The organism is Niallia sp. MER 6 (assembly GCF_023714395.1).
In the GTDB taxonomy this organism is placed as follows: Bacteria; Bacillota; Bacilli; order Bacillales; family Cytobacillaceae; genus Niallia.
In genome coordinates this window covers 219144-241512 of the sequence record NZ_JAMAUK010000004.1, presented here as the reverse complement: position 1 = coordinate 241512, position 22369 = coordinate 219144, and the positions used below count along the sequence as shown (strand labels likewise).

At 39.7% G+C, this 22369-nt stretch carries 22 protein-coding genes; 5 read left to right on the top strand and 17 right to left on the bottom strand.

The window, feature by feature from the left end:
- Window positions 1-55 precede the first annotated feature (55 nt).
- Entirely contained in the window at window positions 56-421 is a 366-nt protein-coding gene (locus M3600_RS08125) for a hypothetical protein (protein ID WP_233316706.1), read from the top strand.
- A gap of 75 nt (window positions 422-496) precedes the next feature.
- Here the strand turns inward: M3600_RS08125 and M3600_RS08120 are convergent, their stop codons facing one another.
- From M3600_RS08120 to M3600_RS08110, 3 genes are all read right to left on the bottom strand, one after another.
- Window positions 497-1462, bottom strand: coding sequence for a BMP family ABC transporter substrate-binding protein (locus M3600_RS08120; protein WP_237940941.1), 966 nt, complete (start codon window positions 1460-1462; stop codon window positions 497-499).
- A gap of 44 nt (window positions 1463-1506) precedes the next feature.
- Window positions 1507-2277 carry a hypothetical protein gene (locus M3600_RS08115; RefSeq protein WP_233316704.1) on the bottom strand — a complete coding sequence of 257 codons (771 nt, stop codon included), beginning with the start codon at window positions 2275-2277 and terminating at the stop codon, window positions 1507-1509.
- A gap of 143 nt (window positions 2278-2420) precedes the next feature.
- The gene (locus tag M3600_RS08110) at window positions 2421-3161 is read right to left on the bottom strand and encodes a lipase family protein (protein ID WP_233316703.1); all 741 of its coding nucleotides are present in this window, start codon (window positions 3159-3161) and stop codon (window positions 2421-2423) included.
- A gap of 220 nt (window positions 3162-3381) precedes the next feature.
- Here M3600_RS08110 and M3600_RS08105 point away from each other — a divergent pair, with 220 nt between their 5' ends.
- Window positions 3382-3576, top strand: a complete 195-nt coding sequence (locus M3600_RS08105; RefSeq protein WP_233316702.1) for a YjzD family protein — start codon at window positions 3382-3384, stop codon at window positions 3574-3576.
- Between the two features lie 50 nt (window positions 3577-3626).
- On the opposite strand, the gene clpB is transcribed toward M3600_RS08105, so the two are convergent.
- From clpB to M3600_RS08040, 13 genes are all read right to left on the bottom strand, one after another.
- Window positions 3627-6224 (bottom strand): ATP-dependent chaperone ClpB, encoded by a 2598-nt coding sequence (gene clpB, locus M3600_RS08100; RefSeq protein ID WP_233316701.1) that lies wholly within the window; start codon window positions 6222-6224, stop codon window positions 3627-3629.
- Between the two features lie 118 nt (window positions 6225-6342).
- On the bottom strand, window positions 6343-6522 hold the full coding sequence (locus tag M3600_RS08095) for a YjzC family protein (RefSeq protein WP_127735956.1): 180 nt from the start codon (window positions 6520-6522) through the stop codon (window positions 6343-6345).
- A 177-nt stretch (window positions 6523-6699) separates the two neighbouring features.
- Complete coding sequence (gene argF, locus M3600_RS08090) at window positions 6700-7647, bottom strand: ornithine carbamoyltransferase (protein ID WP_251645319.1); 948 nt, start codon at window positions 7645-7647, stop codon at window positions 6700-6702.
- Window positions 7644-10754 (bottom strand): carbamoyl-phosphate synthase (glutamine-hydrolyzing) large subunit, encoded by a 3111-nt coding sequence (locus M3600_RS08085; protein WP_233316699.1) that lies wholly within the window; start codon window positions 10752-10754, stop codon window positions 7644-7646. Before M3600_RS08085 ends, argF begins: the two co-directional genes overlap by 4 nt.
- Window positions 10747-11826: a carbamoyl phosphate synthase small subunit gene (locus M3600_RS08080; RefSeq protein WP_233316698.1), complete on the bottom strand. Its 1080-nt coding sequence runs from the start codon at window positions 11824-11826 to the stop codon at window positions 10747-10749. The genes M3600_RS08085 and M3600_RS08080 overlap by 8 nt, the downstream gene beginning before the upstream one ends.
- A 79-nt stretch (window positions 11827-11905) precedes the next feature.
- On the bottom strand, window positions 11906-13063 hold the full coding sequence (locus M3600_RS08075; RefSeq protein ID WP_233316697.1) for an acetylornithine transaminase: 1158 nt from the start codon (window positions 13061-13063) through the stop codon (window positions 11906-11908).
- Complete coding sequence (argB, locus tag M3600_RS08070) at window positions 13064-13834, bottom strand: acetylglutamate kinase (RefSeq protein WP_233316696.1); 771 nt, start codon at window positions 13832-13834, stop codon at window positions 13064-13066.
- A 13-nt stretch (window positions 13835-13847) separates the two neighbouring features.
- Entirely contained in the window at window positions 13848-15089 is a 1242-nt protein-coding gene (gene argJ / locus M3600_RS08065; protein WP_251645312.1) for a bifunctional ornithine acetyltransferase/N-acetylglutamate synthase, read from the bottom strand.
- A 12-nt stretch (window positions 15090-15101) separates the two neighbouring features.
- Complete coding sequence (gene argC / locus M3600_RS08060; RefSeq protein WP_233316806.1) at window positions 15102-16136, bottom strand: N-acetyl-gamma-glutamyl-phosphate reductase; 1035 nt, start codon at window positions 16134-16136, stop codon at window positions 15102-15104.
- Window positions 16137-16374: 238 nt separating this feature from the next.
- Entirely contained in the window at window positions 16375-17625 is a 1251-nt protein-coding gene (locus tag M3600_RS08055; RefSeq protein WP_233316694.1) for a molybdopterin molybdotransferase MoeA, read from the bottom strand.
- A gap of 16 nt (window positions 17626-17641) precedes the next feature.
- On the bottom strand, window positions 17642-18643 hold the full coding sequence (gene moaA / locus M3600_RS08050; protein ID WP_237940929.1) for a GTP 3',8-cyclase MoaA: 1002 nt from the start codon (window positions 18641-18643) through the stop codon (window positions 17642-17644).
- A gap of 91 nt (window positions 18644-18734) precedes the next feature.
- Window positions 18735-19043 carry a metal-sulfur cluster assembly factor gene (locus tag M3600_RS08045; protein WP_233316692.1) on the bottom strand — a complete coding sequence of 103 codons (309 nt, stop codon included), beginning with the start codon at window positions 19041-19043 and terminating at the stop codon, window positions 18735-18737.
- 146 nt (window positions 19044-19189) lie between these two features.
- On the bottom strand, window positions 19190-19975 hold the full coding sequence (locus tag M3600_RS08040; RefSeq protein ID WP_233316691.1) for an alpha/beta fold hydrolase: 786 nt from the start codon (window positions 19973-19975) through the stop codon (window positions 19190-19192).
- Between the two features lie 302 nt (window positions 19976-20277).
- Here M3600_RS08040 and M3600_RS08035 point away from each other — a divergent pair, with 302 nt between their 5' ends.
- The 3 genes from M3600_RS08035 (at window position 20278) to M3600_RS08025 (ending at window position 21599) form a co-directional block, all read left to right on the top strand.
- Window positions 20278-21096, top strand: coding sequence for a Cof-type HAD-IIB family hydrolase (locus M3600_RS08035; RefSeq protein WP_285854747.1), 819 nt, complete (start codon window positions 20278-20280; stop codon window positions 21094-21096).
- A 164-nt stretch (window positions 21097-21260) separates the two neighbouring features.
- Window positions 21261-21413 carry a hypothetical protein gene (locus M3600_RS08030; RefSeq protein ID WP_233316690.1) on the top strand — a complete coding sequence of 51 codons (153 nt, stop codon included), beginning with the start codon at window positions 21261-21263 and terminating at the stop codon, window positions 21411-21413.
- Window positions 21414-21599, top strand: coding sequence for a DUF3813 domain-containing protein (locus M3600_RS08025; RefSeq protein WP_233316689.1), 186 nt, complete (start codon window positions 21414-21416; stop codon window positions 21597-21599).
- A gap of 42 nt (window positions 21600-21641) precedes the next feature.
- Here the strand turns inward: M3600_RS08025 and M3600_RS08020 are convergent, their stop codons facing one another.
- Complete coding sequence (locus M3600_RS08020; RefSeq protein WP_251645309.1) at window positions 21642-22358, bottom strand: BsuPI-related putative proteinase inhibitor; 717 nt, start codon at window positions 22356-22358, stop codon at window positions 21642-21644.
- Window positions 22359-22369: the final 11 nt, after the last annotated feature.

The window sequence follows — 22369 nt, the reverse complement described above, 5'->3', positions numbered from 1 at the left end:
TTCATAAGATAAACATAAAGAGCTAATATTGCCTGGAATAAAGGGGGGAACTGCGTTGGATGAGGATATTCAAAATGCCGTCGATGAACAGGATGACAGCGTGAAAGCAGAGGAAGATTACTATTATGACTTCATGCTTGGCAGAAAGGTTTATCGTAAAAAACAGCATGATGATGCTTTATATGAAAGAAGGGAAAGAAGGGAAAGAACGAAAGGAGATTCCTGGATTTTAGGTCAGCATGGCAGACAGCGCGAGGAGGATTCGCAGCAACCAGAAGATAATAACAAAGTGATGAACTTTTTGGACGAAATAGATATGAACTTAGTTTTTAGTAATATTGAGCTATTTATGAGTTCTGCTAATGAGCTAAAGCCGCTGATTAACAAAGTTAAGCCAATGTTAAAAAAATGGATGGACTAACCTTTAGTGCAGCTCCTGCTGGAGAGAAAAAGCTTGCATCTCCTCCTCCACAAAGAGCAAAATGCAAGCTTTTTATCATTGGTTATTAGGAAATTTGCCTGTCTCTTTATATTGCTTCATTTCCTTATTGATTTTTTGGATAAATGCCGCATCAATATTAGGGCTGAACTTTCCTAATGTGATGACATTTTCCTTCATTCCGTAAGATATATCGCCTGATACGAGCTTGCCTTCGTTAAATTTGCCAGCAAGTATATCAAACATTTTTGATACATTTTGCACGGTGCTTGTTAAAACAGTCATTCTGCCAAGATCAGATTGTTCAGAAACATAACCAATTGCATAAAGGCCCTTCGCCTTTACTTGTTCGATGATATCGATATTAAATCCGTCACCTGCAGGATAAATAATATCAGCATCTTTGGCAATCGCCGAATCGAGCAGCTTCAGTGCCTGTTCACGATTATCCCACCCCTGTACAAAATCAGTCAGAACCTCCACATTTTTATTCTCATACTTAGCTCCGTCTATAAATCCTTGTATCTCAGGCTGCCAGTCAAAGGCTCCAATAACAGAGATTGTATTGGTCTTTGTCATATGGCCTGCGACCATTCCTCCGAAAAAGCCCATCGCATAGCCTTCAAACGAGGCGCTAGTTGTATTATCATTTTTAGCGCTGCCATTAAAGCTGATAAAATGGATGTCAGGATATTTTTCAGACAAAATATTAAAATAATCCGCAAATTCACTGCCATGCCCAAAGATGAGATTTACCCCTTTTTGATCGAATTCCTCGATCGCTCTTTCTGCAAGGGCAAGGGAATCAATATACTCCTTATAATAAACATCCACATTATAATGTGATTGTATATTTAACAGCCCCTTATATCCTTTCGTGCCCCAGACTTGGTCTGTAACCGTTCCAGTCACGAGCAATCCTACACTTTTCAATTGCCCCTTTTTTTCGGCTTGTCCGCAGGAGGCAAGAAAAAAGGTGCTCAGCAGGATGAAAAGGGACAGCATTAGCTTCATTTTTTTCATTTGAACGCCTTTCTTTCACGCAATTTTTCATATAAACTACTACACTACCACTTATACATCTTAATATGTCTTCTTTGCATTTCCAAGTTATCTGCAATATTGTTTTTATTATCAACTGTATACGACTGTAAGCAGGAAGGAATCTGATAGCGCGGAATTTTTACCGGAAACTCTTTTATTGCTTTTTTACCGTGCATCCAATGATTTTTGATGCCGCTCGTCAAGAAAAGACAGGCTGTGCTTGTTTCCATCATCAGCTTTTTCGTTGCAGCTGCTGCATCATCTATAAAAATAGCATCTTCCTTATACTCCAGCTCGCTTAATTCTATATCATTACAGTCTTCTAATAATTGAACAAATAAAAACTCCTTTGGCTGCCATGGTCCATACACGGTCGGATAATAGATAAACCTGAAAGGAATACCAATACTTTTCAGCATTGGAAAGAGTTCTTCTTCATGCCGGGTGAAATCCAGCACATTACCTAGAAAGATTAATTCATGCTTTCTATCTGTCAAATCCTGAATATTGCTTTCTATATGCAAATCATTTTTTATTTGGCTGATTATTTTATCGCTGTTTAGTATGTCATAACAATCATAAATAATCTTGCCGCTGTTTCCCTTAAATTTCTCTTCCCAGCCTATTTCTTCGTAATTGGCATTCCTTCCTATTTCTAGCTGCTTATCTTCGGAATCTTCCAGTTTCAGATTTGGATAAGATACTCCATAAACAGTTTCTCCATCTTCCAATAAAGAGCGGCAAAGGTGAAAGCCGATAAATTGGTATGTACCGACAATTACTGCATTCTCCATCTAAAGAAGCCTCCTTGAAGTCAGGTTAGTGTATCTTATGCAGAGATAAGAGCAATCATGATTATCATCAAAGAGCTGCTATCTTAGAATAAAAGAAGCTGAAACTAATCGCTTCAGCCTCTCTAACGTAAAAAAAGGGACAGCTAGAGGGTTTTTTCATACTGTCCAAAAAAGCGGATAATTTGCCCGGGGATTGCACTCCTTTTTTCTGGCAAAACATAAGATACGAAGATGGGCAGCTCTTCTTGATCCCATTTTCTAATTCTTTCCTTCAGCAGCTGGGATTGGTAATAGGATTTGCCGTTATGAAGTATATGGATGATTTTCGCAGGGGTGTCTGTCTCTTCTAGATGATTTTCTTTTATTTCTTTTATAAAGTCAGGGATAACTTTAGCATTTTTATCATAGGCAGCTGCTATTTCATTACAAAGCTTTTTAAAGAAAAATTTATGCTCCTTTTCTTTCTCAAGATGTTCACTTAAAGACAGAATAGGGTTGAACAAGACGACTGAACGGATATTTTCCTTCATTTCCATCATCAGCTTTATCGCAACCAATGCTCCCATTCCTTCTGCAATTAAATGTATTTTCGGGTTGAGGATTTCTGAGCGAATCATATGCTCATACAGTCTTTTAGCAAGCATTAAAGATCTTTCGCTTCCCCAGTTCTTTCCATAGAGATTAGAATAAAAAATGGTGTATCCTTTATTTCGCAATGAATCAATAATTGATTTCTTCCCTTCATTCTGTACCCAAAAGCTATTCTTTGCATCTACAAAATGTCTGTCGTCACCAATAATTAAGATACCGAAACCGTTAGGCTGCTGTGTTGGATAATGTATCATATTCCATTCGGTATCCAGTTGGAAGTTCCGGTTCTCCATCTCTCAAAACTCCTTTTTAGGTTTTCCTTTTACTAATGTATGACCATTTCAGCAAAATGTAAGGGAGTTTGCCCAAGTATTTCATGTTTTAAGTATGACAGAAGCGATAAATGATTTTTTTATGTTATTTAAGAAAAAAAGGAGATTATATATGATTTATTATTTTGGCCCTGTATGATACTATTAGAACAGACCTTAAAAATAAGTGTGAGGTGATTGTATGCGGTATATCGTAACGATTTTTTGGACTTTCCTATTAGCGCAAATGCTTACATATGTTATTAGTTCTATGAACGGAATAACTTACAGCTTCTCTATGGGAGTAGTGTTAACAGTTGTCTTTTCTGTTGTCATTTTCCTTTTGGCTGCTGTATTGCCAAATGATGAACCGAGTCATGAGGAAGGTTCGCATTAATCTCTAGCTTAATTATCGGGTGAAAGCAGCTGCTTTCACCCTTTTTTATTTTATTTTCTTGTAAGGAAGATGCCATCCTCTGCAGCGTCAATTTCAACGTGATCGTTTTCCTTGACCTTCTCTGCGATTATTTCTCTTGCCAATGCTGTTTCAACCGTTCTTTGCAGGAAACGTCTGAGCGGCCTTGCTCCAAATACAGGGTCGAAGCCATTTACTGCAATATATTCACCGGCACGGTCTGTCATGCTTATGCTGATATGCTGGTCAGAAAGTCTGCTTTGCAATTGACTGATAAGCTTTAAGACAATTTCTTTTATTTCCTTTAATGCCAATGGCTTAAATAAAATAATTTCATCAATCCGATTCAAGAATTCAGGGCGAAAATGTCCTTTTAATTGATTCATGACACCATCTCTGATGTGCTCAGGAATGGAATCGGAATCTTTGCCCTCGAGCAGAAGATGGGAGCCAATATTAGAGGTCATGATAATGACCGTATTCTTAAAATCAACTACCCTTCCTTGTGAATCGGTGATTCTTCCATCATCAAGCACTTGGAGCAGGATGTTGAAAACCTCTGGGTGGGCTTTTTCCACTTCATCCAGCAATACGACACTATAAGGCTTTCTTCTGATTGCCTCGGTTAGCTGTCCGCCTTCTTCGTATCCAACGTACCCTGGAGGTGCTCCAATTAAACGGGAAACAGCATGTTTTTCCATATATTCCGACATATCAATCCGAATGATTTGTTCTTCACTGTCAAACAAACTGGAGGCCAACGCTTTCGCTAGCTCGGTTTTGCCGACACCTGTCGGTCCTAGGAACAAAAACGAACCAATCGGCCTATTTGGATCTTTGATGCCTGCTCGTGCTCTTAATACAGCATCACTGACAAGCTTAACAGCCTCGGCTTGCCCTACCACTCTTTCATGCAGGATGCTCTCAAGACGAAGAAGCTTCTCTCTCTCCTTCTCCATAAGCTTAGTAACAGGAATTCCAGTCCATCTCGCTACAATTGCAGATATCTCCTGCTCTGTTACTTCTTCCCTAAGCAGCCTTTCTCCTTTTTTTGTGCTGGTCTTATTTTCAAGCTGCTCTAATTCTTTCTCTAATGCAGGGATGCTGCCGTGTCTGAGTTCAGCTGCTTTATTTAAGTCATAATTATTTTCTGCTTCTTCCAATTCTCTGCGTTTTCTTTCTAATTCTTCTTTTTTCGCCTGAACATTTAACAGACCTTCTTTTTCAAGCTGCCATTTAGCCTGAAGTGCATTTGCCTTTTCACGCAAATTGGAGACTTCCTTGTTTATGACAAGCAGCCTTTCCTTACTTAGCGGGTCTTCTTCCCCTTTTAAGGCAGCTTCTTCAATCTCTAGCTGCATGATTTTTCTTGTCAGCTCATCGATTTCAATTGGCATAGAATCTATCTCTGTCCTAATCATCGCACAAGCTTCATCTATTAAATCAATTGCTTTATCCGGAAGGAATCTGTCTGTTATATAGCGGTCTGATAAGGTTGCTGCAGCGATAATTGCTCTATCTTGAATAGAAACACCATGGTGTATTTCAAATCTTTCCTTCAGTCCTCTAATAATAGATACTGTATCCTCTACCGTCGGCTCAGCAACTAAAACCTGCTGAAATCTTCGCTCTAATGCTGGATCTTTTTCGATATATTGTCGATGTTCATCTAAGGTTGTCGCCCCGATGCAATGAAGCTCACCTCTTGCAAGCATCGGCTTAAGCATGTTTCCCGCATCCATTGCTCCATCTGTTTTTCCTGCGCCGACAATTGTATGAAGCTCATCAATAAACAGGATGATTCTGCCTTCACTATTTTTCACTTCTTGCAGGACCGCTTTAAGCCGCTCCTCGAACTCTCCCCTGAATTTTGCTCCAGCGATAAGGGCACCCATATCTAACGAGAAAATAGTCTTATCTTTCAGTCCTTCAGGTACGTCCTTTCTGACAATTCGCTGAGCAAGACCCTCGACAATCGCCGTTTTGCCGACGCCAGGCTCTCCGATTAATACTGGATTATTCTTTGTTTTTCTCGATAAAATTCTAATAACATGCCTAATTTCATTATCTCTGCCAATGACAGGGTCCACTTTTCCTTCTTTCACATCTGCTACAAGATCCCTGCCGTATTTGGAAAGGGCCTCATAAGATGCTTCTGGGTTTTTACTAGTCACTCTTTGGCTCCCCCTTATATCTTTAATTTTTATTCTGACCTGTTGGCTGTTTATGCCGATTTTATCAAATAGACTGCGCACTGCCGAGTTTCCGACAGCAAAGACAGCGAGCAGTATATGCTCGACTGAAAGATAATCATCACTCCATTTTTCCTGCTCTTTTTCTGCTTCATGCAGGACTTGCTGTAGTGTATTGGTTATATAAATGGAACTAGACTGATTACCGCTAAGTGTAACCTTAGGCTTCTTATCAATTTCCTTCAAAAGCTCCTGCCGTACCAACTCTGTGTCTTTATCCAGTTTTTGCAATACAGAATCCAGCAAATTATCGGGACGCTCTAAAATTGCCAAAAATAGGTGAATATCATCTATTTCTTGATGGTTCTGTTTAAGGGCGAATGCTTGGGCATCACTAAAAGCTTGTTGCACTCTTTCCGTCATCATCTCAGGATTCATAAAAAAGCACCTCTTTTGACCATATTTGACCTTTACTTTTATTATAGTATTTCTTCTCCATATGTAAAGCCATCCGAATGATCGGATGGCCATTTTTTATTCATTAAACCCGGCTTAGTTACGGCCTTCTTTGGTATGACCAAAGGCGGTTATGGTTCGATGTTTCTGGGAAACGATCTCCAGCTTTCAATTTAAGTTTTTGGGGATTATTGACATTACTTCCTGTTTCACCGATTTCTATATATACACCGTTATTCGGGGCTTTCTGCCCTGGTCGAAACTGTCTATTTTGTCCCATATAAACCCTCCTAAGCTTTAAAGATCCACAGTGTCTTCCATGAACTGCATTATTATTATTTCCCGTTTTTCCAAGCTAATAACGGAAATTATTAACTTCATTAACGCTAATTTATTATTAGTTTAGTGGAGATAATAAGCATAAAGAAAAAAGCCTATCGAAATAGGCTTTAGAAACTTAACTCAATAATTCAACAAGCAATGCTTTTTGGGCATGCATTCTGTTCCCTGCTTCTTGAAATACGTACGAGTTCGGTCCGTCAATGATTTCAGCTGTTACTTCCTCTTCCCTGTGTGCAGGCAGGCAGTGAAGGAACATGTAATCAGCTTTAGCATGTGCGACGAGCTCTTTATTAACTTGGAAACCTTGGAAATCCTTTAGTCTTTGTTCGTTTTCTTCTTCTTGACCCATGCTGGTCCAAACGTCTGCATAGATAGCATCTGCATCTTTCACTGCTTCCACTGGATCTTGGACAATGGAAACGGCGCTGCCGCTTATCATTGCAAAGCTTTTTGCTAAAGCAACAATTTCATCGTTCGGCTCATAATTTGCTGGTGTTGCTACAGCGATATCTATTCCAACTTTTGCGCAAGCAATCATGAGCGAATGTGCGACATTATTTCCATCGCCAATATAAGCTAGCTTCAGCCCTTGCAGAGTCCCCTTCACCTCAAGAATAGTCAGCAAATCAGCCAGCGCTTGGCATGGATGATGAAGATCTGTTAATCCATTAATGACAGGGATTGTAGCATGTTCTGCCAATTCTTCGACCGTTTCATGTGCAAATGTTCTAATCATAATCGCATCCACATATTGAGATAAAACCTTTGCCGTATCAGAAATAGGTTCTCCTCTTCCAATTTGCAAGTCGCGGGAGCTTAAGAAAAGGGCCTGCCCCCCGAGCTGAAACATTCCAGTTTCAAAGGAAACTCTTGTTCTTGTTGAGGACTTTTCAAAAATCATTCCCAGCGTTTTTCCTTTTAATGGTGTGATTATTTCTCCATTTAAATGTGCTTCTTTCAATTCCTTCGCTTTATTAACAAGCTCGACAATTGTCTCTGAAGAGTATTCAGCCAATGTGAGTAAGTCTTTGCCCTTCAAGTCTGTTAGTGACGTTAATATCATACGGTGCTCACACCCTTTTTCGATTTATTATGCCATTCATTAATAGATTGGACAGAAATAGAGTCTGCTTTAAAGGACTCAATGAATGCCTCTAAGCTTTCCTGTTGTGTAAATGTAATTAGACGATTTCTTGTTGCTGTTTCACGGAGAAGCTTGTCATCTGCTCCATTTTCTGGGTTATAAAACGCGACTGTTTGGTCTTCAGCCAACAGCGGTCCAGCTTCCTCTGCTGTTTTTACTGTTAATCCAACTGCCTCTGCCTTTTGCTTTATAGCAATGTCGAAGTTGTCAGATTTTATGATAATTTGTTTATTCTCGACTTTTTTCAATGTCGGATGGAATACCTTTTTCAAGCCTTCTGCTATTGAATCTGCAAGAGCAATTCCTTCCCCAGTAGATCTCATTTCCGGACCGACTTTGGAATCAAGTCCTTTGAGAGCATAATTTGAATAAACTGGGTATTTTATGCAGACAAAGTCGAGATCATTCTTGAAGGTTTTCTCTTCTTCTGACAAATTATATTTCCCGAGCAATATTTTTGTCGCAATTTGAACTAATGGGACACCTGTCACCTTGCTGACAATTGGAACGGTTCTGCTTGCACGTGGGTTTACTTCTAATACATATACCTTCTCGCCATCAATAATATATTGAATGTTCATAAGACCTTTGTATTTTGTATTGCCGACAATCTTTTTCGCATATGTCAGCATTTTGTCTTGTACAGACTCTGTCAGAGTTTGGGCCGGTAGCATCGAAAGACTGTCACCAGAATGGACACCTGTCTTTTCGATATGCTCCATGATTGCTGGAACACATATGTTTTCTCCATCTGCTGCCAAATCCAATTCTGCTTCATACGCCTCTAGGAATTGATCAACAAGGACTGGATAAGGAATGTCTGTTTGCAGATAAGCATTCAAATCATCGTCATTATTGATTCTTTCCATCCCTTTTCCACCGATAACATAGGAAGGTCTAATGAGGACAGGGTAAGTCAATTTATTCACAGCAGTTAGCAAGCCTGCTTCGTCAAAGGCAATATCTCCTTCGATATGAGGAATGCTTTCTTCATCAAGCATTTGATAAAACAGATCTCTGTCTTCTAAAACATCAATTGTTTTGCTGTCTGTGCCGAGAATTTTCACACCGTATTCTTCTAATCCTTTTGCCACATTTATGGCAGTCTGTCCGCCAAGCTGAACGATTGCTTCTTTAATTCCCTCTGAATCTACGACATTCATAATATCTTCGATTGTCAGTGGTTCAAAATACAATCTGTCTGCTGTCGCAAAGTCTGTGCTCACCGTTTCTGGATTATTATTGATGATGATGGTTTCGATATTTTCCTGCTTTAAAGCAAATACACCATGAACAGAGCAGTAATCAAATTCAATCCCTTGACCGATGCGAATCGGACCGCTGCCGATAACAAGCACTTTACGCTTGCTGCTTTCTGTCTGCTCGTTCTCTCCATAATAAGTGGAATAGTAGTAGTTCGTTTTTGCTTCAAATTCTGCTGCACATGTATCAACCATTTTATACACAGGCAATATACCGAGAGCTTTGCGTTTGTTGCGCACATCCTGTTCTGTACACTGCCATGCTGCTGCAAGGAATGCATCGCTGAATCCTTTTTCTTTCCATAACTGCAATGCTTCTTCTCCTGCTTCTTCAAGAGAAGTGGAAAGAATAGCCTTCTCCATCTTTACAAGCCCATGGAAAATCTGTAGGAAGAACAAATCGATTTTCGTTAAGTGATGGATTGCTTCCATCGTTTCTCCTCTGCGGAGCAATTCTAACAACACAAAAAATCTTTCATCTGTTTGATCTTTAGCCTTTGCATACAATTCATCTGTACTTGCAGCAGCTATTCCGGGAACAGTCAAATCATTCCCTTTAATTTCCAAAGATCGAATTGCTTTTAACAGCGCTCTTTCAATATTGCGGTCAATTCCCATAACTTCTCCAGTTGCCTTCATCTGTGTTCCCAGCTTTCTAGTAACACTTGGGAACTTGTCAAATGGCCATTTTGGAAATTTAACAACTGCATAATCAAGAGCTGGTTCAAAGCTCGCAAACGTATCTCCTGTAACTGGGTTCACGATTTCATTAAGTGTATAACCAACCGCCAATTTCGCTGCCATTCTGGCAATCGGGTACCCTGTCGCCTTTGAAGCAAGTGCTGACGATCTGCTGACCCGTGGATTGACTTCAATCAAATAATACTTCTTGCTGTTCGGATCAAGAGCAAACTGAATATTGCAGCCGCCGATAATTCCTAAGGCAGAAATAATTTTAATAGAGGCAGAGCGAAGCATTTGGTATTCTACATCCGTCAATGTCTGTGAAGGGGCAACAACGATACTGTCACCTGTATGGATACCGACTGGGTCAATATTTTCCATATTACAAATCGTGATACATGTATTCATGCTGTCACGCATTACCTCATATTCGACTTCCTTAAAGCCAGCAATGCTTCTTTCCACTAGACATTGGCCGATGGCACTTTCTTTAAGACCGCCGCTGACAAGTCTTTTAAACTCCTCCATATCGTCAGCAATTCCGCCGCCTGTTCCTCCTAAAGTGTAAGCAGGGCGTACGATAATGGGGAATCCAATTTCTTCCGCAAACTCAATTGCTTCTTCTACTAAATGAACGATTTTGCTTTCTGGAACTGGTTCATTCAATTCATACATGAGCTGGCGGAATGCTTCACGATCCTCTCCCTTTTTAATGGATTCAATCGAGCTTCCTAACAGCTTAACATCGTATTTTTCAAGGATTCCTTGTTCACTTAATTGGAAGGCAAGATTTAAACCTGTTTGCCCGCCTAATGTTGCAAGCAAGCCATCAGGCTGTTCCTTTGCAATAATCATTTCCAATACATCTGGAGTAAGCGGTTCGAAATAAATCGAATCTGCAAAGGTTTGATCTGTCATGATGGTCGCTGGATTATTATTGACAAGGATGACCTGGTAGCCCTCCTCCTTTAATGCCATGCATGCTTGTGTGCCAGCATAATCAAACTCTGCCGCTTGCCCAATAACAATAGGGCCTGAACCAATTACTAATATTTTTTTAATACTGTTGTCTTTAGGCATATGCAAAAACTCTCCCATTGTTTGCTTTAACATTTTCTATAAATTCATCAAATATATAATGGCCCTCTGAAGGTCCAGGATTTGCTTCCGGATGGAACTGCACTGTCTGCAAAGGATACACATTATGTGTCATACCTTCGACAGAATTATCATGCAAGTTAAAGAATCTTGCCTCACAGCCAGTGTTTGCTAGACTGCCTTCTTCCACCACATAGCTGTGGTTTTGTGAGGACATAATCACTTTGTTATTTCGCTTATCATAAACAGGATGATTTGCCCCTCTGTGTCCGAATGACAGCTTTGTTGTGTCACCGCCAAGAGCTAATGCTGCCAGCTGGTGACCAAGGCAAATTCCTAATGTAGGATAAGCTTGAATTAACTGTTTTATAGTCGGCAATACACTCGTTAGCTCTTTGGGATCTCCAGGTCCGTTTGACAACAAAATTCCATCTGGCTGCAGTTTCTTAACTGCTTCAAATGCTGTGTCATAAGGTACGACGGTTACCTTACAGCCTCTCTCCACAAGGGCATCGAGCATGCTTTCCTTTTTGCCGAAATCGACCAGCACGATATGGTAGTCGCCTTCGCTGTATGTTTGCTGTGCCTTTTCTGACACTTTCGGTACCTTCGAATCCTTTATTAATGAGAAGCCTGCTTTATCAACTTCCCCGTTTCCTGAAAGAATGGCAGGCATGGAGCCTTCCGTACGGATGTTCTTCACGATTGATCTTGTATCAACATGGCTCAGCAAAGGAATATCCCATTTTTCCAAATATTCAGCAAGTGAATGTTGTGACTGATAATGATAAGCCTGCTTGTTTGCTTCATAAACGATTACACCTTTAACATGCGGCTTTTTACTCTCAAAATCTTCTTTGTTAATGCCATAGTTTCCTATAAGCGGATACGTAAAGACGATGATTTGATCTTTATAAGAAGGATCTGTTAAAACCTCCTGATATCCTGTCATTCCTGTAAAGAAGACGATTTCTCCACAAATTTCTTCCATTGCGTTTGTAACGAATTTTCCTTTATATTTCGCTCCATTGCTTAAATGCAAGTATCCTTCCATCTTTAGCACACCTCTATAAGTCTTGTATATTTATTTTAAATTTCTTATAATTATACATCACACTGCAAAAAAATACATCTTAAATTGCAATATTGCTGTAAATTTTTAGTTTGCTTGCTAATATTTCTACTGCTTCCTTTAACTGTTCTGTAGTTATATTCAAGCTTGGTAAAAGTCGTATTACCTTTTCTCCTGCATTCAGAACAATCAAGCCCGATTCTCTTAAGTCACTAAGCACATTGGCTACAGGTACTTCAAGTTCAATTCCTATCATCAAACCTAATCCGCGGATATCCTTTACCGCTGTATTTTCCTTCAGATTTTCTGTTAACAGGCTAATAAGAAATTCGCTTTTTTGCTCTACTTCTTGCAGAAAGCTTTCTTCAAAAATAATCTCCATTGTTTTTGTCGCTGCTGCCATTGCCAGAGGATTGCCTCCAAATGTAGTGCCATGACTTCCAGGTCCAAAAAATTCTACTAATTCTTGTTTTGCTGCAATTGCTCCGACTGGAAGGCCATTTGCTAACCCTTTAGCCGATGTGATGATATCGGGATTTAAGGAAAAATGCTGAAATGCAAATGGTTTTCCTGTTCTGCCGATTCCTGTTTGAATCTCATCTATGATTAACAATGCACCTTTGCTTTTTGCTAGCGCTTCTGCTTCTTGCAGAAATTCTTGACTAGCTACATGAATGCCGCCTTCACCTTGAACAATCTCAAGCATGACTGCCGCAACTTCATCTGTCAGCACAGCTTTTAATGCATCTATATCGTTAAATGGCACATATACGAACGTTTCAAGCATTGGACCAAAGCCATGCTTAATTTTCTCTTGCCCTGTTGCCGACATTGCTGCAAAGGTTCTGCCGTGGAAGGACTGCTCAAATGTGATAATTTTTGTTTTGCCGGTAGCTTTTCTTGCAAGCTTGATTGCTGCTTCATTTGCTTCTGCACCACTGTTGGCAAAGAATACTGCATCCATTGAACTTGCTTTCGCCAATGCTTCGGCTGCTTTTTCCTGTATTTCTACCGGGAAAAGATTAGAAACATGCCAGAATTTTTCCAGTTGTGCTTCAACTGCTGCCTTTACCTCTTCATGGCAATGGCCGAGATTGCAAACACCGATACCTGCAGTAAGATCCAAATATTTCTTACCTTCTGTACTGTACATATAGCTTCCTTTAGCTGATGCTGGCTCAATTTCCCATTTAGAATAAGTAGGAAATAAATGACTCATTTACATAACCTCCGCTTTCGCTACAATTTTTGTTCCGTTCCATCTCTCATCTGCATAAAATTCTTTTTTTCCTGATACGATCATGGCACTGTTTAAGCCACTGTCAATAGCAGCTAACGCGGAAGTAACTTTCGGGACCATACCTCCTGTAATCTGCCCTTGTTCAATATACTGCAGCACTTCTTCTTTTCCTATTAAACTGGCAATATCTCCATCAATGATAATGCCGTCTACGTCTGTTACAAAAAGACATTGCTCAACCTTTAAGCTTTTAGCAACAGCTGAAGCAGCATAATCTGCATTAATGTTCAGCTTAATGCCTTCTGCTGTAATTCCAAGGGGAGTCACAACTGGAATATAGCCTTCTTCTAACAGTCTTAAGATTAGCTTATTGTTTACTTCCTCCACATTGCCAACAAACCCAAGATTTTCTTCATCGATAATACTTGCTGTAAGACAGTTGTCATCCGTTCCGTTTAAGCCGACTGCATAAAGATTATTCTTCCTTAATAAATCGACCAGTTTCCTGTTGGTTTTTCCAGAAAGGACCATCTCCACAACTGCAAGGGCCTCTTTTGTTGTTTTTCGCAGCCCATTATGAAATTCGGCTTTTACAGATAATAAATCAAGCATTTCATTGATGTCAGGGCCGCCGCCGTGGACAAATATAATGTGAAAGCCATCTTGTTGCAGTTTTTTTATGCTGGTGAAGAATCCTTCGGAAAGCTGATCAATGACGCTTCCTCCACATTTAATAAGTATTGTCTTCATCACGTGCACACTCCTATGTTCGATAGCTTGCATTGATTTTGACATAATCATAGGACAGGTCGCATCCCCATGCTGTTCCTTGTTTGTCGCCATTATGCAAATCAACATGAACTTGAATATAGTCCTTGCTCAAATAGTCAATTGCTTCTTCTTCCGAAAAGCTTTGCGGCTCACTGTTCTTCAGCATAGTAATCGGTCCGATTGCAATATCTACAGAAGCTGGGTTTACATCCGTTTTCGTTTGGCCGATAGCTGTAATGATTCTGCCCCAGTTTGCATCAGATCCATACATCGCTGTTTTCACGAGGTTGGAACCGACAATCTGTTTAGAAATAACTCTTGCTTCTTCCTCTGTCTTACAGCCCTTCACATTTACTTCGATTAATTTCGTAGCACCCTCGCCATCTTTGGCAATTTGCTTTGCAAGACTTTCACATGAAGCAGATAACAAGTCAACAAATACAGGATAATCAGGGTGGTCTAAAGTAAGCTTTTCATTTTTTGCACATCCGTTTGCCATTACAAGCACTGTATCGTTTGTGGATGTATCTCCATCAACAGTGATTTGATTAAAGGATGTTGGAATCACTGTACTTAATGCTGTCTGCAGCACATCTGAAGATATATTCGCATCTGTTGTCAGGAAGCCAAGCATTGTCGCCATATTAGGATGAATCATGCCAGATCCTTTGGCAGCTCCGCCGATAGTAACTGTCTTGCCACCAATTTCAGCTGTAAAGCAGCATTTTTTCATGACTAAATCTGTTGTTAAAATAGCCTCTTGGAAACTGTCTGCATCCTCTTGTGTATTTCCAAAGATAAGCTGACTGATTCCTGCTTCGATTTTATCCATCTTCAAGTATTCGCCTATAACACCCGTTGAGGAAACAGCTACATACTCTTGTTTTGTTCCGAGATGATTTGCCAGCAATTCGCGCATTTTATAAGCATCAATTAAGCCTTTTTCACCAGTACAGGCATTTGCACAGGCGCTGTTAACAACAACTGCTTGAATGAGCTTTTCTGATTTAATAGACTCCTGTGTCACCTTTAGCGGCGCTGCTTGGAAATGACTCATTGTGTAAACTGCTGCACAGCTTGCAGGTACTTCGCTCACAATCGCTCCCAAATCTTTTTTATTGTAACGCAGCCCAGCGTGCAAACCTGCCGCTTTAAAACCAGCTGGTGTGACAATGCTGCCATTCACTAGTTCTTTTATTTGAGAGGTTTGCTCTCCATTTGATACAACCTGCATAAATACTCCTCCTTATGGATACATCGGCACAAAATTCAAGCCCGTACATTCATCCAAGCCGAACATAATGTTCGCGTTTTGTACTGCTTGCCCTGCAGCGCCTTTCATTAAATTGTCAATTACTGATATAATAGTTAGTCTTTTAGTTCTTTCATCAAGATGAATGCCGATATCGCAATAGTTGGAACCATTAACCTCTTTAATGGAAGGATAATTACCTATTGGCCTCACCCGCACGAAAGGTTTGTCTTTATATGCCTCCATAAACAGTTCATGTATTTGCTCTGCTGTATTTTCTTCCTTTAGAGAAGCATAAATAGTCGCCATAATTCCTCTGTTTACAGGAAGCAAATGTGTCGAAAAAGTAACAGGACGGATAGAGTCATTCCAGTCTGTCAGCTGCTGCTCTATTTCAGGAATATGCTGATGTTCATTCACTTTATATATCTTTAAATTTTCATTCATTTCTGCAAGCATAGTCCCCCTAGACGGTGTCCTGCCTGCACCAGAGATTCCTGATTTCGCATCAATTATGATGCTGTCCGGCTTAACAAGATTTTCTTTAATAACAGGTGCTAACCCAAGCAATGTTGCAGTCGGATAACAACCCGGATTAGATAACCAATCTGCCTTTGCGATTTTTTCTTTATTCCACTCAGACAAACCATAGACAAACTTGCTGACCACTTCACTAGAAGCCGGCTGTTTTTTATACCAGTTCTGATAATCATCTAAATTTCGAAGACGCATGTCACCAGATAAATCAACGATCTTGATTGGTTTATCTGCAAAATCACTAATAAGTTTGCTTGATACACCAGACGGCGTAGCAAAAAAGACAACATCACAATTCTCTGCAATAAGAGAGGAATCTACTTTTTCTAATTTATTTTCAACGATGCCATATAAATGGGGATATTCATTCCATACAGGGACTTCATCCCTTGTTGTATGGACAGAGTGAATAGAAAATTCAGGGTGATTAGCTAAAACCCTCATCAATTCAGCTCCGCCATATCCAGTTGTGCCGATAATTGCAGCTTTCATCATTTCCTCCTTCTACAGGAAACTCTGTATATTTAATCATTTTTATTTATAAATATTAATATTCGATTCTCTTATTATAAAAACTTAGCATTATAAAATCAACCGTTTTTCAAAAAAGAATTAATTTTCTATTTTCTTTACTAATGATATGTGCCATGGTGTTGTCTTGCCCTTTCTTTTTACATAAAAAAAGAAAAACACCTATTCTTAAAAAGAACAGGTGTTTTAACGTTATTTATCAATTAACATTTCCTTCTAACATTATCACTTGCACACGATCTCCGGCCTTGTAGCCAGTTTGTCCTCCTGGCAGGACAGTCAACGCATTAGCATGGCTAAGGCTGCTGACAATATTGGACTTATCTGTCCCGCTTGGTCCAGTATATAATACATCTTCATCCAGGAAGGTTCTGCTTCTAATAAATCTTGTGAACGCATTGGAAGTCAGGAAATCCGCTGTCAGTATGGCAGTCGCAGTTGGCAAATGCGGTTTTTCTGCAAACAGCATCGTTCTGACAATTGGCCGGGCAAAAAGCTCAAAGCCGACGAAACATGCAGATGGATTTCCAGAAAGGCCAAACAGAAGCTTGCCATCAAGGCTTGCCACTGTAGTCACACTGCCTGGGCGCATGGCAATCTTGTTAAAAAGCACTTCTGCTCCTAATTTCTGATAAATAACGGGCAGCAGATCAAAATCACCGACAGAAACGCCTCCCGTTGTCACTAGAATATCGACAGCATTTAAGCTCTCTTTAATAGCTTCATAGCTATCTTCCAATATATCTGCAAGCTTCCCAAAATATACAGCTTCAGCTCCAGCCTGCTTAATTTGTGCCATTACCATATAAGCATTGCTGTTCCTGATTTTGCCCTCCTCTAAAGGTTCATTAACCTCAAGCAGTTCACTTCCTGTTGCGAAAACGCCGATTTTTGGTTTTTTCGCAACAGGTACTTGCTCATAGCCGAATGTTGCCAACAGAGCAACAATACCAGGGTTAATTTTCGTTCCTTTTTGTACAAGGACTTCGCCCTCTTGTACATCCTCCCCTTTATAAGAGATGTTTTCCCCCATTTGCACTTGCTTAGTAACAGTAATATACGGTTTGCCGTCAACTGAAGATTCAGCCACATCCTCCAGCATGACAACAGCATCACAATCCTTAGGCAGCATTGCTCCTGTCATGATTCTGACAGCCTCGTTCTTGCCGATGTTTTTTTTGCATACATACCCTGCACCAATTTCGTCGATTACTTCCAAGATGAGTGGATTTTCCTCTGTACAGCAAGCACTAGCCTTTGATAGAAATGCATATCCATCATATGCGCTTCTATCAAACCTTGGAATATCGTGGTCGGCCTTTATGTCTTCTGCCAGAAATCGGTCACTGCTGTCAAAGATCGAAACATATTCCGTTTTCCCCGCCAGCTTACAATCCATTACTTTCTTTACTGCTTCCTCCACCGCTATCGGAGTTCTTCTTTCCACCATCTCATTTCCCTCTTCTCTAACCGCCAATATAGGACATTTCTATCTTACTGTTGCTTCCCTTTGCCTCAGCTGTTCGCAAATCAGAATATCTGTCTGCTCTTGCTTGCCATATACTTTTAATATAATTCAGCAGTTCCTCATCTGCAGCGCCGTTTCTTATGAAGGATTTTAAGTCATGACCATTACCATTAAACAGGCAAGTATATAATTTTCCGTCTGCTGATATCCGTGATCTTGTGCAGCTTGAACAAAAAGATTCTGTCACAGAAGTAATGAATCCGACATATGTACTGCTTCCTTTATATAAATACTTTTTTGCCACTTCCCCATAATAATCAGGCTCTGCTTCTATTAATTCAAACTCTGTTTTTAATATATCTATGATTTCCTTTTTTGAAACAACTTCATCCCATTTCCAGCCATTCGTGCTGCCAACATCCATATATTCAATGAAACGCAGCTCAATCTCCTCTTCTCGGCAAAACTTCGCCATCGGAATAATTTCTGACTCATTCAGTCCCTTTTTGACGACCATATTGATCTTAACTCCAAGCCCGGCTCCTTTAGCTGCTTCAATCCCCTTTTTAACAGGATTGGTACCAACATTTCTGCCATTAATACTCCCAAACAGCTCATCATTCAAACTGTCTAGGCTGATATTAACACGTTGTAAGCCCGCCTCTTTAAGTGCTTTAGCATGCCGCGGCAAAAAAATTCCATTTGTCGTTAAAGCAATATCCTTGAGTCCGTCAATCTGCATGAGTTTTTCGATGAACAAGTGGAGATCCTTCCGAAGCAAAGGCTCCCCTCCAGTCAGGCGGATTTTCTCCACACCAAGTGACACAAAAGTCTTGGCCAACCGCTCCAGCTCAGTGAATGAAAGCAGTTCTCCTTGCGGCAGAAAGGCATAATCCTTCCCAAATATTTCTGCAGGCATGCAATAACTGCAGCGCAAATTACAACGGTCAATCACACTTATTCTCAAATCTCTGAGCGGCCTATTAAGCAAATCCTTCATTTGATGACAGTCACCTCCGGATTATTATATTCGCCGAATATTCCAAAAAAATATAATAAAATAAGGGAGACATCTCTCCCTTACGACATTCTTATTGCACGCCTAATGCGATTTTTGCATATCTTGACATTCTGTCTTTCGTCCATGCTGGCGTCCAGACAATGTTTACTTCAGTTTCCTTTACTTCAGGTATGTCTGTCAATGCTGCTTTAACTTGATCAACAATTACTCCTGCAAGCGGACATCCCATTGCTGTAAGTGTCATCGTTACTGTGAGCACCCCTGATTCATTCAAGTCAAGGTCATATACTAGACCAAGATTAACAATATCCACACCTAATTCTGGGTCGATTACAAGCTCTAATGCACCCATAATATTATCTTTTAATGCTTCTTCCATTTTACACCCACTCCTTTATACTTCTTTATATAACAGACCCCATCTATTGGATCTTATTTCCTTCTTACATACTTCTATCTTATCATAACAGAGATTAACTATAGAGAAAAAGAATTCGCATAATCTAGAGCTAAAATAACCGTTTTTTACAAGGAGGCCTGATTTTGCAGGAACTCCTCAAACCATTCAATCGTTCTCAGCATCGCCTTTCTGCTCACCTTATGGCCTGTATGTTCTTCCGTAATATAAGATAGTTTCTCTGGTGTTTCTTCATATAATGGAAGAATTGTTTCATAAAACTGGCGGGAATACATATATGGCACCGTTTCATCCTTCTTTCCATGCCAGAACAGCAACGGTCTGTTTTCCAGCTTTTCAGGCTGTTTGCTTAAATCAAGTTCTCCAAGCCTTTTCAAAAGCCTATCAATTTCCTCTTCAGAAAGTGGAAGCTCATAACCCCGTTTCTTTACTTCCTGAATCGTGTAATTTGCGAACTTCTCATAATACGGCATCCCCATCAGACAAACAGCAGTATTAATCCATGGATAGCGGCTTAAGGCACCTAATGTAACAATTCCGCCCATGCTTGTTCCAACAAGACCAATTTTATCTTCTTGTATAAGTCCTTTTGCTTCAAAATAATGCTTAACATGCTCAATGTCTTCGATTGTTTGCAGCACAATATCCCAAAACTGCATATTCAGCTGCATTCCTGACAGATTTGCCTCTCTTTCGCCATGATAAAGGGCATCAGGCAGAACAATTCGAAATCCTTTTTCTGCTAGGTTATAAGCAAAATGGAGATTATGCTCCTTTGCACTCGTAAAGCCATGTATAAATTGGATAAAAGGAAGGGGCTGATCATAACTTTCTTTTGCGACAATATGCAGGATTGGTACGTCATTAATTTTTATTTTTTCGATAATAATCATTTATATGCCTTCCTTTGCTTATATTTTTTTGAAAATCCTTTTTTATTGCGTTAACATATAATTAAAAGCAAGCTAGCAAGCTTTTATGGTTAGCTATACAAGTTCTTTATTGATTCTTAACATTTGAGCATTACAATAAATGCATATATTCCAATCATCAACGATATGTATAAACTAAGACTTAGCATTATTAAGTTTATCACGAAGTCTTTCTATTTACTAAATATTGCTACTTAAAAAGCTGATGGTGACTCACCATTAACTTTTTATAAATAATATAAACAAACTTTTAAGGAGAAATTATGACAGAAAAACATCTAATTGCTTTAGACCTTGATGGAACATTACTTAAAAACAATAAGACGATTTCCCCTTTAACAAAAAAAGTAATCGCAAAAGCAAAAGAAGCCGGTCATATTGTAATGATTGCAACTGGAAGACCTTATCGGGCAAGTGAAGCTATCTATAAAGAATTGGATTTGGATACACCAATTGTCAATTTTAACGGTGCTTTCATCCACCATCCTCGCTCACAAGAATGGGGCGTTTATCATTCTCCATTAGATATCGCTACTGTGAAAGACATTGTAGAGGCTTGTGATAATTTTGACTATCATAATATCGTTGCAGAAGTAATCGATGATATATATTTTCATTATCATGATGATAAATTGCTTGATATCTTCTCATTAGGAAATCCGAAAACGACTACAGGCAATTTGTTGGAATTCTTAGAGGCACCGCCAACATGCTTGCTTATCCATGCCGAAGAAAAGGATGTAGTTAAAATACGTCAGCATTTAACTGATGTTCATGCCGATTTAATTGACCACCGTCGTTGGGGAGATCCTTACCATATAATCGAAATTGTCAGGACAGGCCTCAGCAAAGCTGTCGGACTGCAAAAGGTTTCTGATTATTACAATATTCCGCAGAAGAATATTATTGCTTTCGGTGATGAAGATAATGACTTTGAGATGATTGAATATGCAGGAGTCGGCGTAGCGATGGGAAATGGCTTGCAGGAATTAAAATCACGGGCTAACCATATAACATTGACAAACGAAGAAGACGGCATCGCTGTGTTTTTAAATGATTATTTAAATTTACAAGCACTATGATAAATACAAAGAGCCTGGTAACAGGCTCTTTTTTTTGGTTAACATTACCGCCTATTTAATTGCTGCTTTGACCAATACTATTTTATAGAAGCAGTTTGCAGCTGTTTCCACCATGAAATGATCGCGCTGTCTCTAAAAAACAACTTGCGGAGGGATTATCTGCTATGGGAAAACGAAATAAATCAAAACGCTTCGTACAACAGGGTGTAGACTCAGTATCTAAGCATGATCAACGTATTCCATATCATATGACATATGCAGAGGCCGAAAGCTATAAAATGGCTAATTCGAACGAATCTACTCACGGAGGACTTTAAATGGGAAACCGATTATTTCAAGAAGCACGACAAGCAGTAGAAATGGCGAAGTCTAGTGGCAGTGATAGTGAGATGATTGCTAAAGCCAAAAATGCATTAAGTTCCGCCTATGCCAATACGACGAGTGCTGAACAAGAGCAGCTGTCTGATTTGCAAAAGGAGCTTGAGCAGCTAGAATCCCGTTAAGCTAATAAGCTAGCCATCCACTAATGGAGGCTAGCTTATTAATTATGAAGGAAACCGTTCCAATATTACTGGATCGCTTTGTTTTCCATTTACTTCTTGAAAATAAAGAAGCAATGTCCCATTTTCCGGCAAATCTTCTGTTTTTATCTTCACATTCACCTTAAAACTCCCAACGTCTGTAACGGCAACAGGCTGCTTTGACAATAATTCTTTATGTCCATCTTCTACTGTAAATGTTAACCGCTCTTTCGTATGAGCAATTCCTTCTATTGTATATATTCCCTTTTGGCCGGTAGTCTTAATATCCGTAACGAAAGGAACAACTAAAGTTGTCTTGGCCGTTATGGTCTCTCCCTTGTTTTTCTTTCCTAACAAGGCTGCTTTAACAGCATATTCGCCACTCGGTACTAGCTCACCGTTATTTTTTCGGTAATTCCATTTCTCTACCCATGTATGTGACTCATTGGATTTGAGCTTTAGCTCCTGCAGTGCTTGGAGGAAGGACTTATCTGCTGAATAACGGTAAACTTCTTTTCCTCCCTTTGCTCTAATCGAAAATTCATATTTTTGCGAGGAGGAAAAAACAAGTTTAACGGCTTTATCCCCAGTGTTTAAAACAGTCATTCTGATTTCCGCATAGTCTTTATTCGGTTTTGCAGAAATCTCAAACTGCAGATTATTTCCCTCTGCATGTATTCGATCACCGCCAAAGGAAAAAAGGCTAAAAGCGAGTGCTGCTGCAATTATGACACGAAGCACTATACCGACTA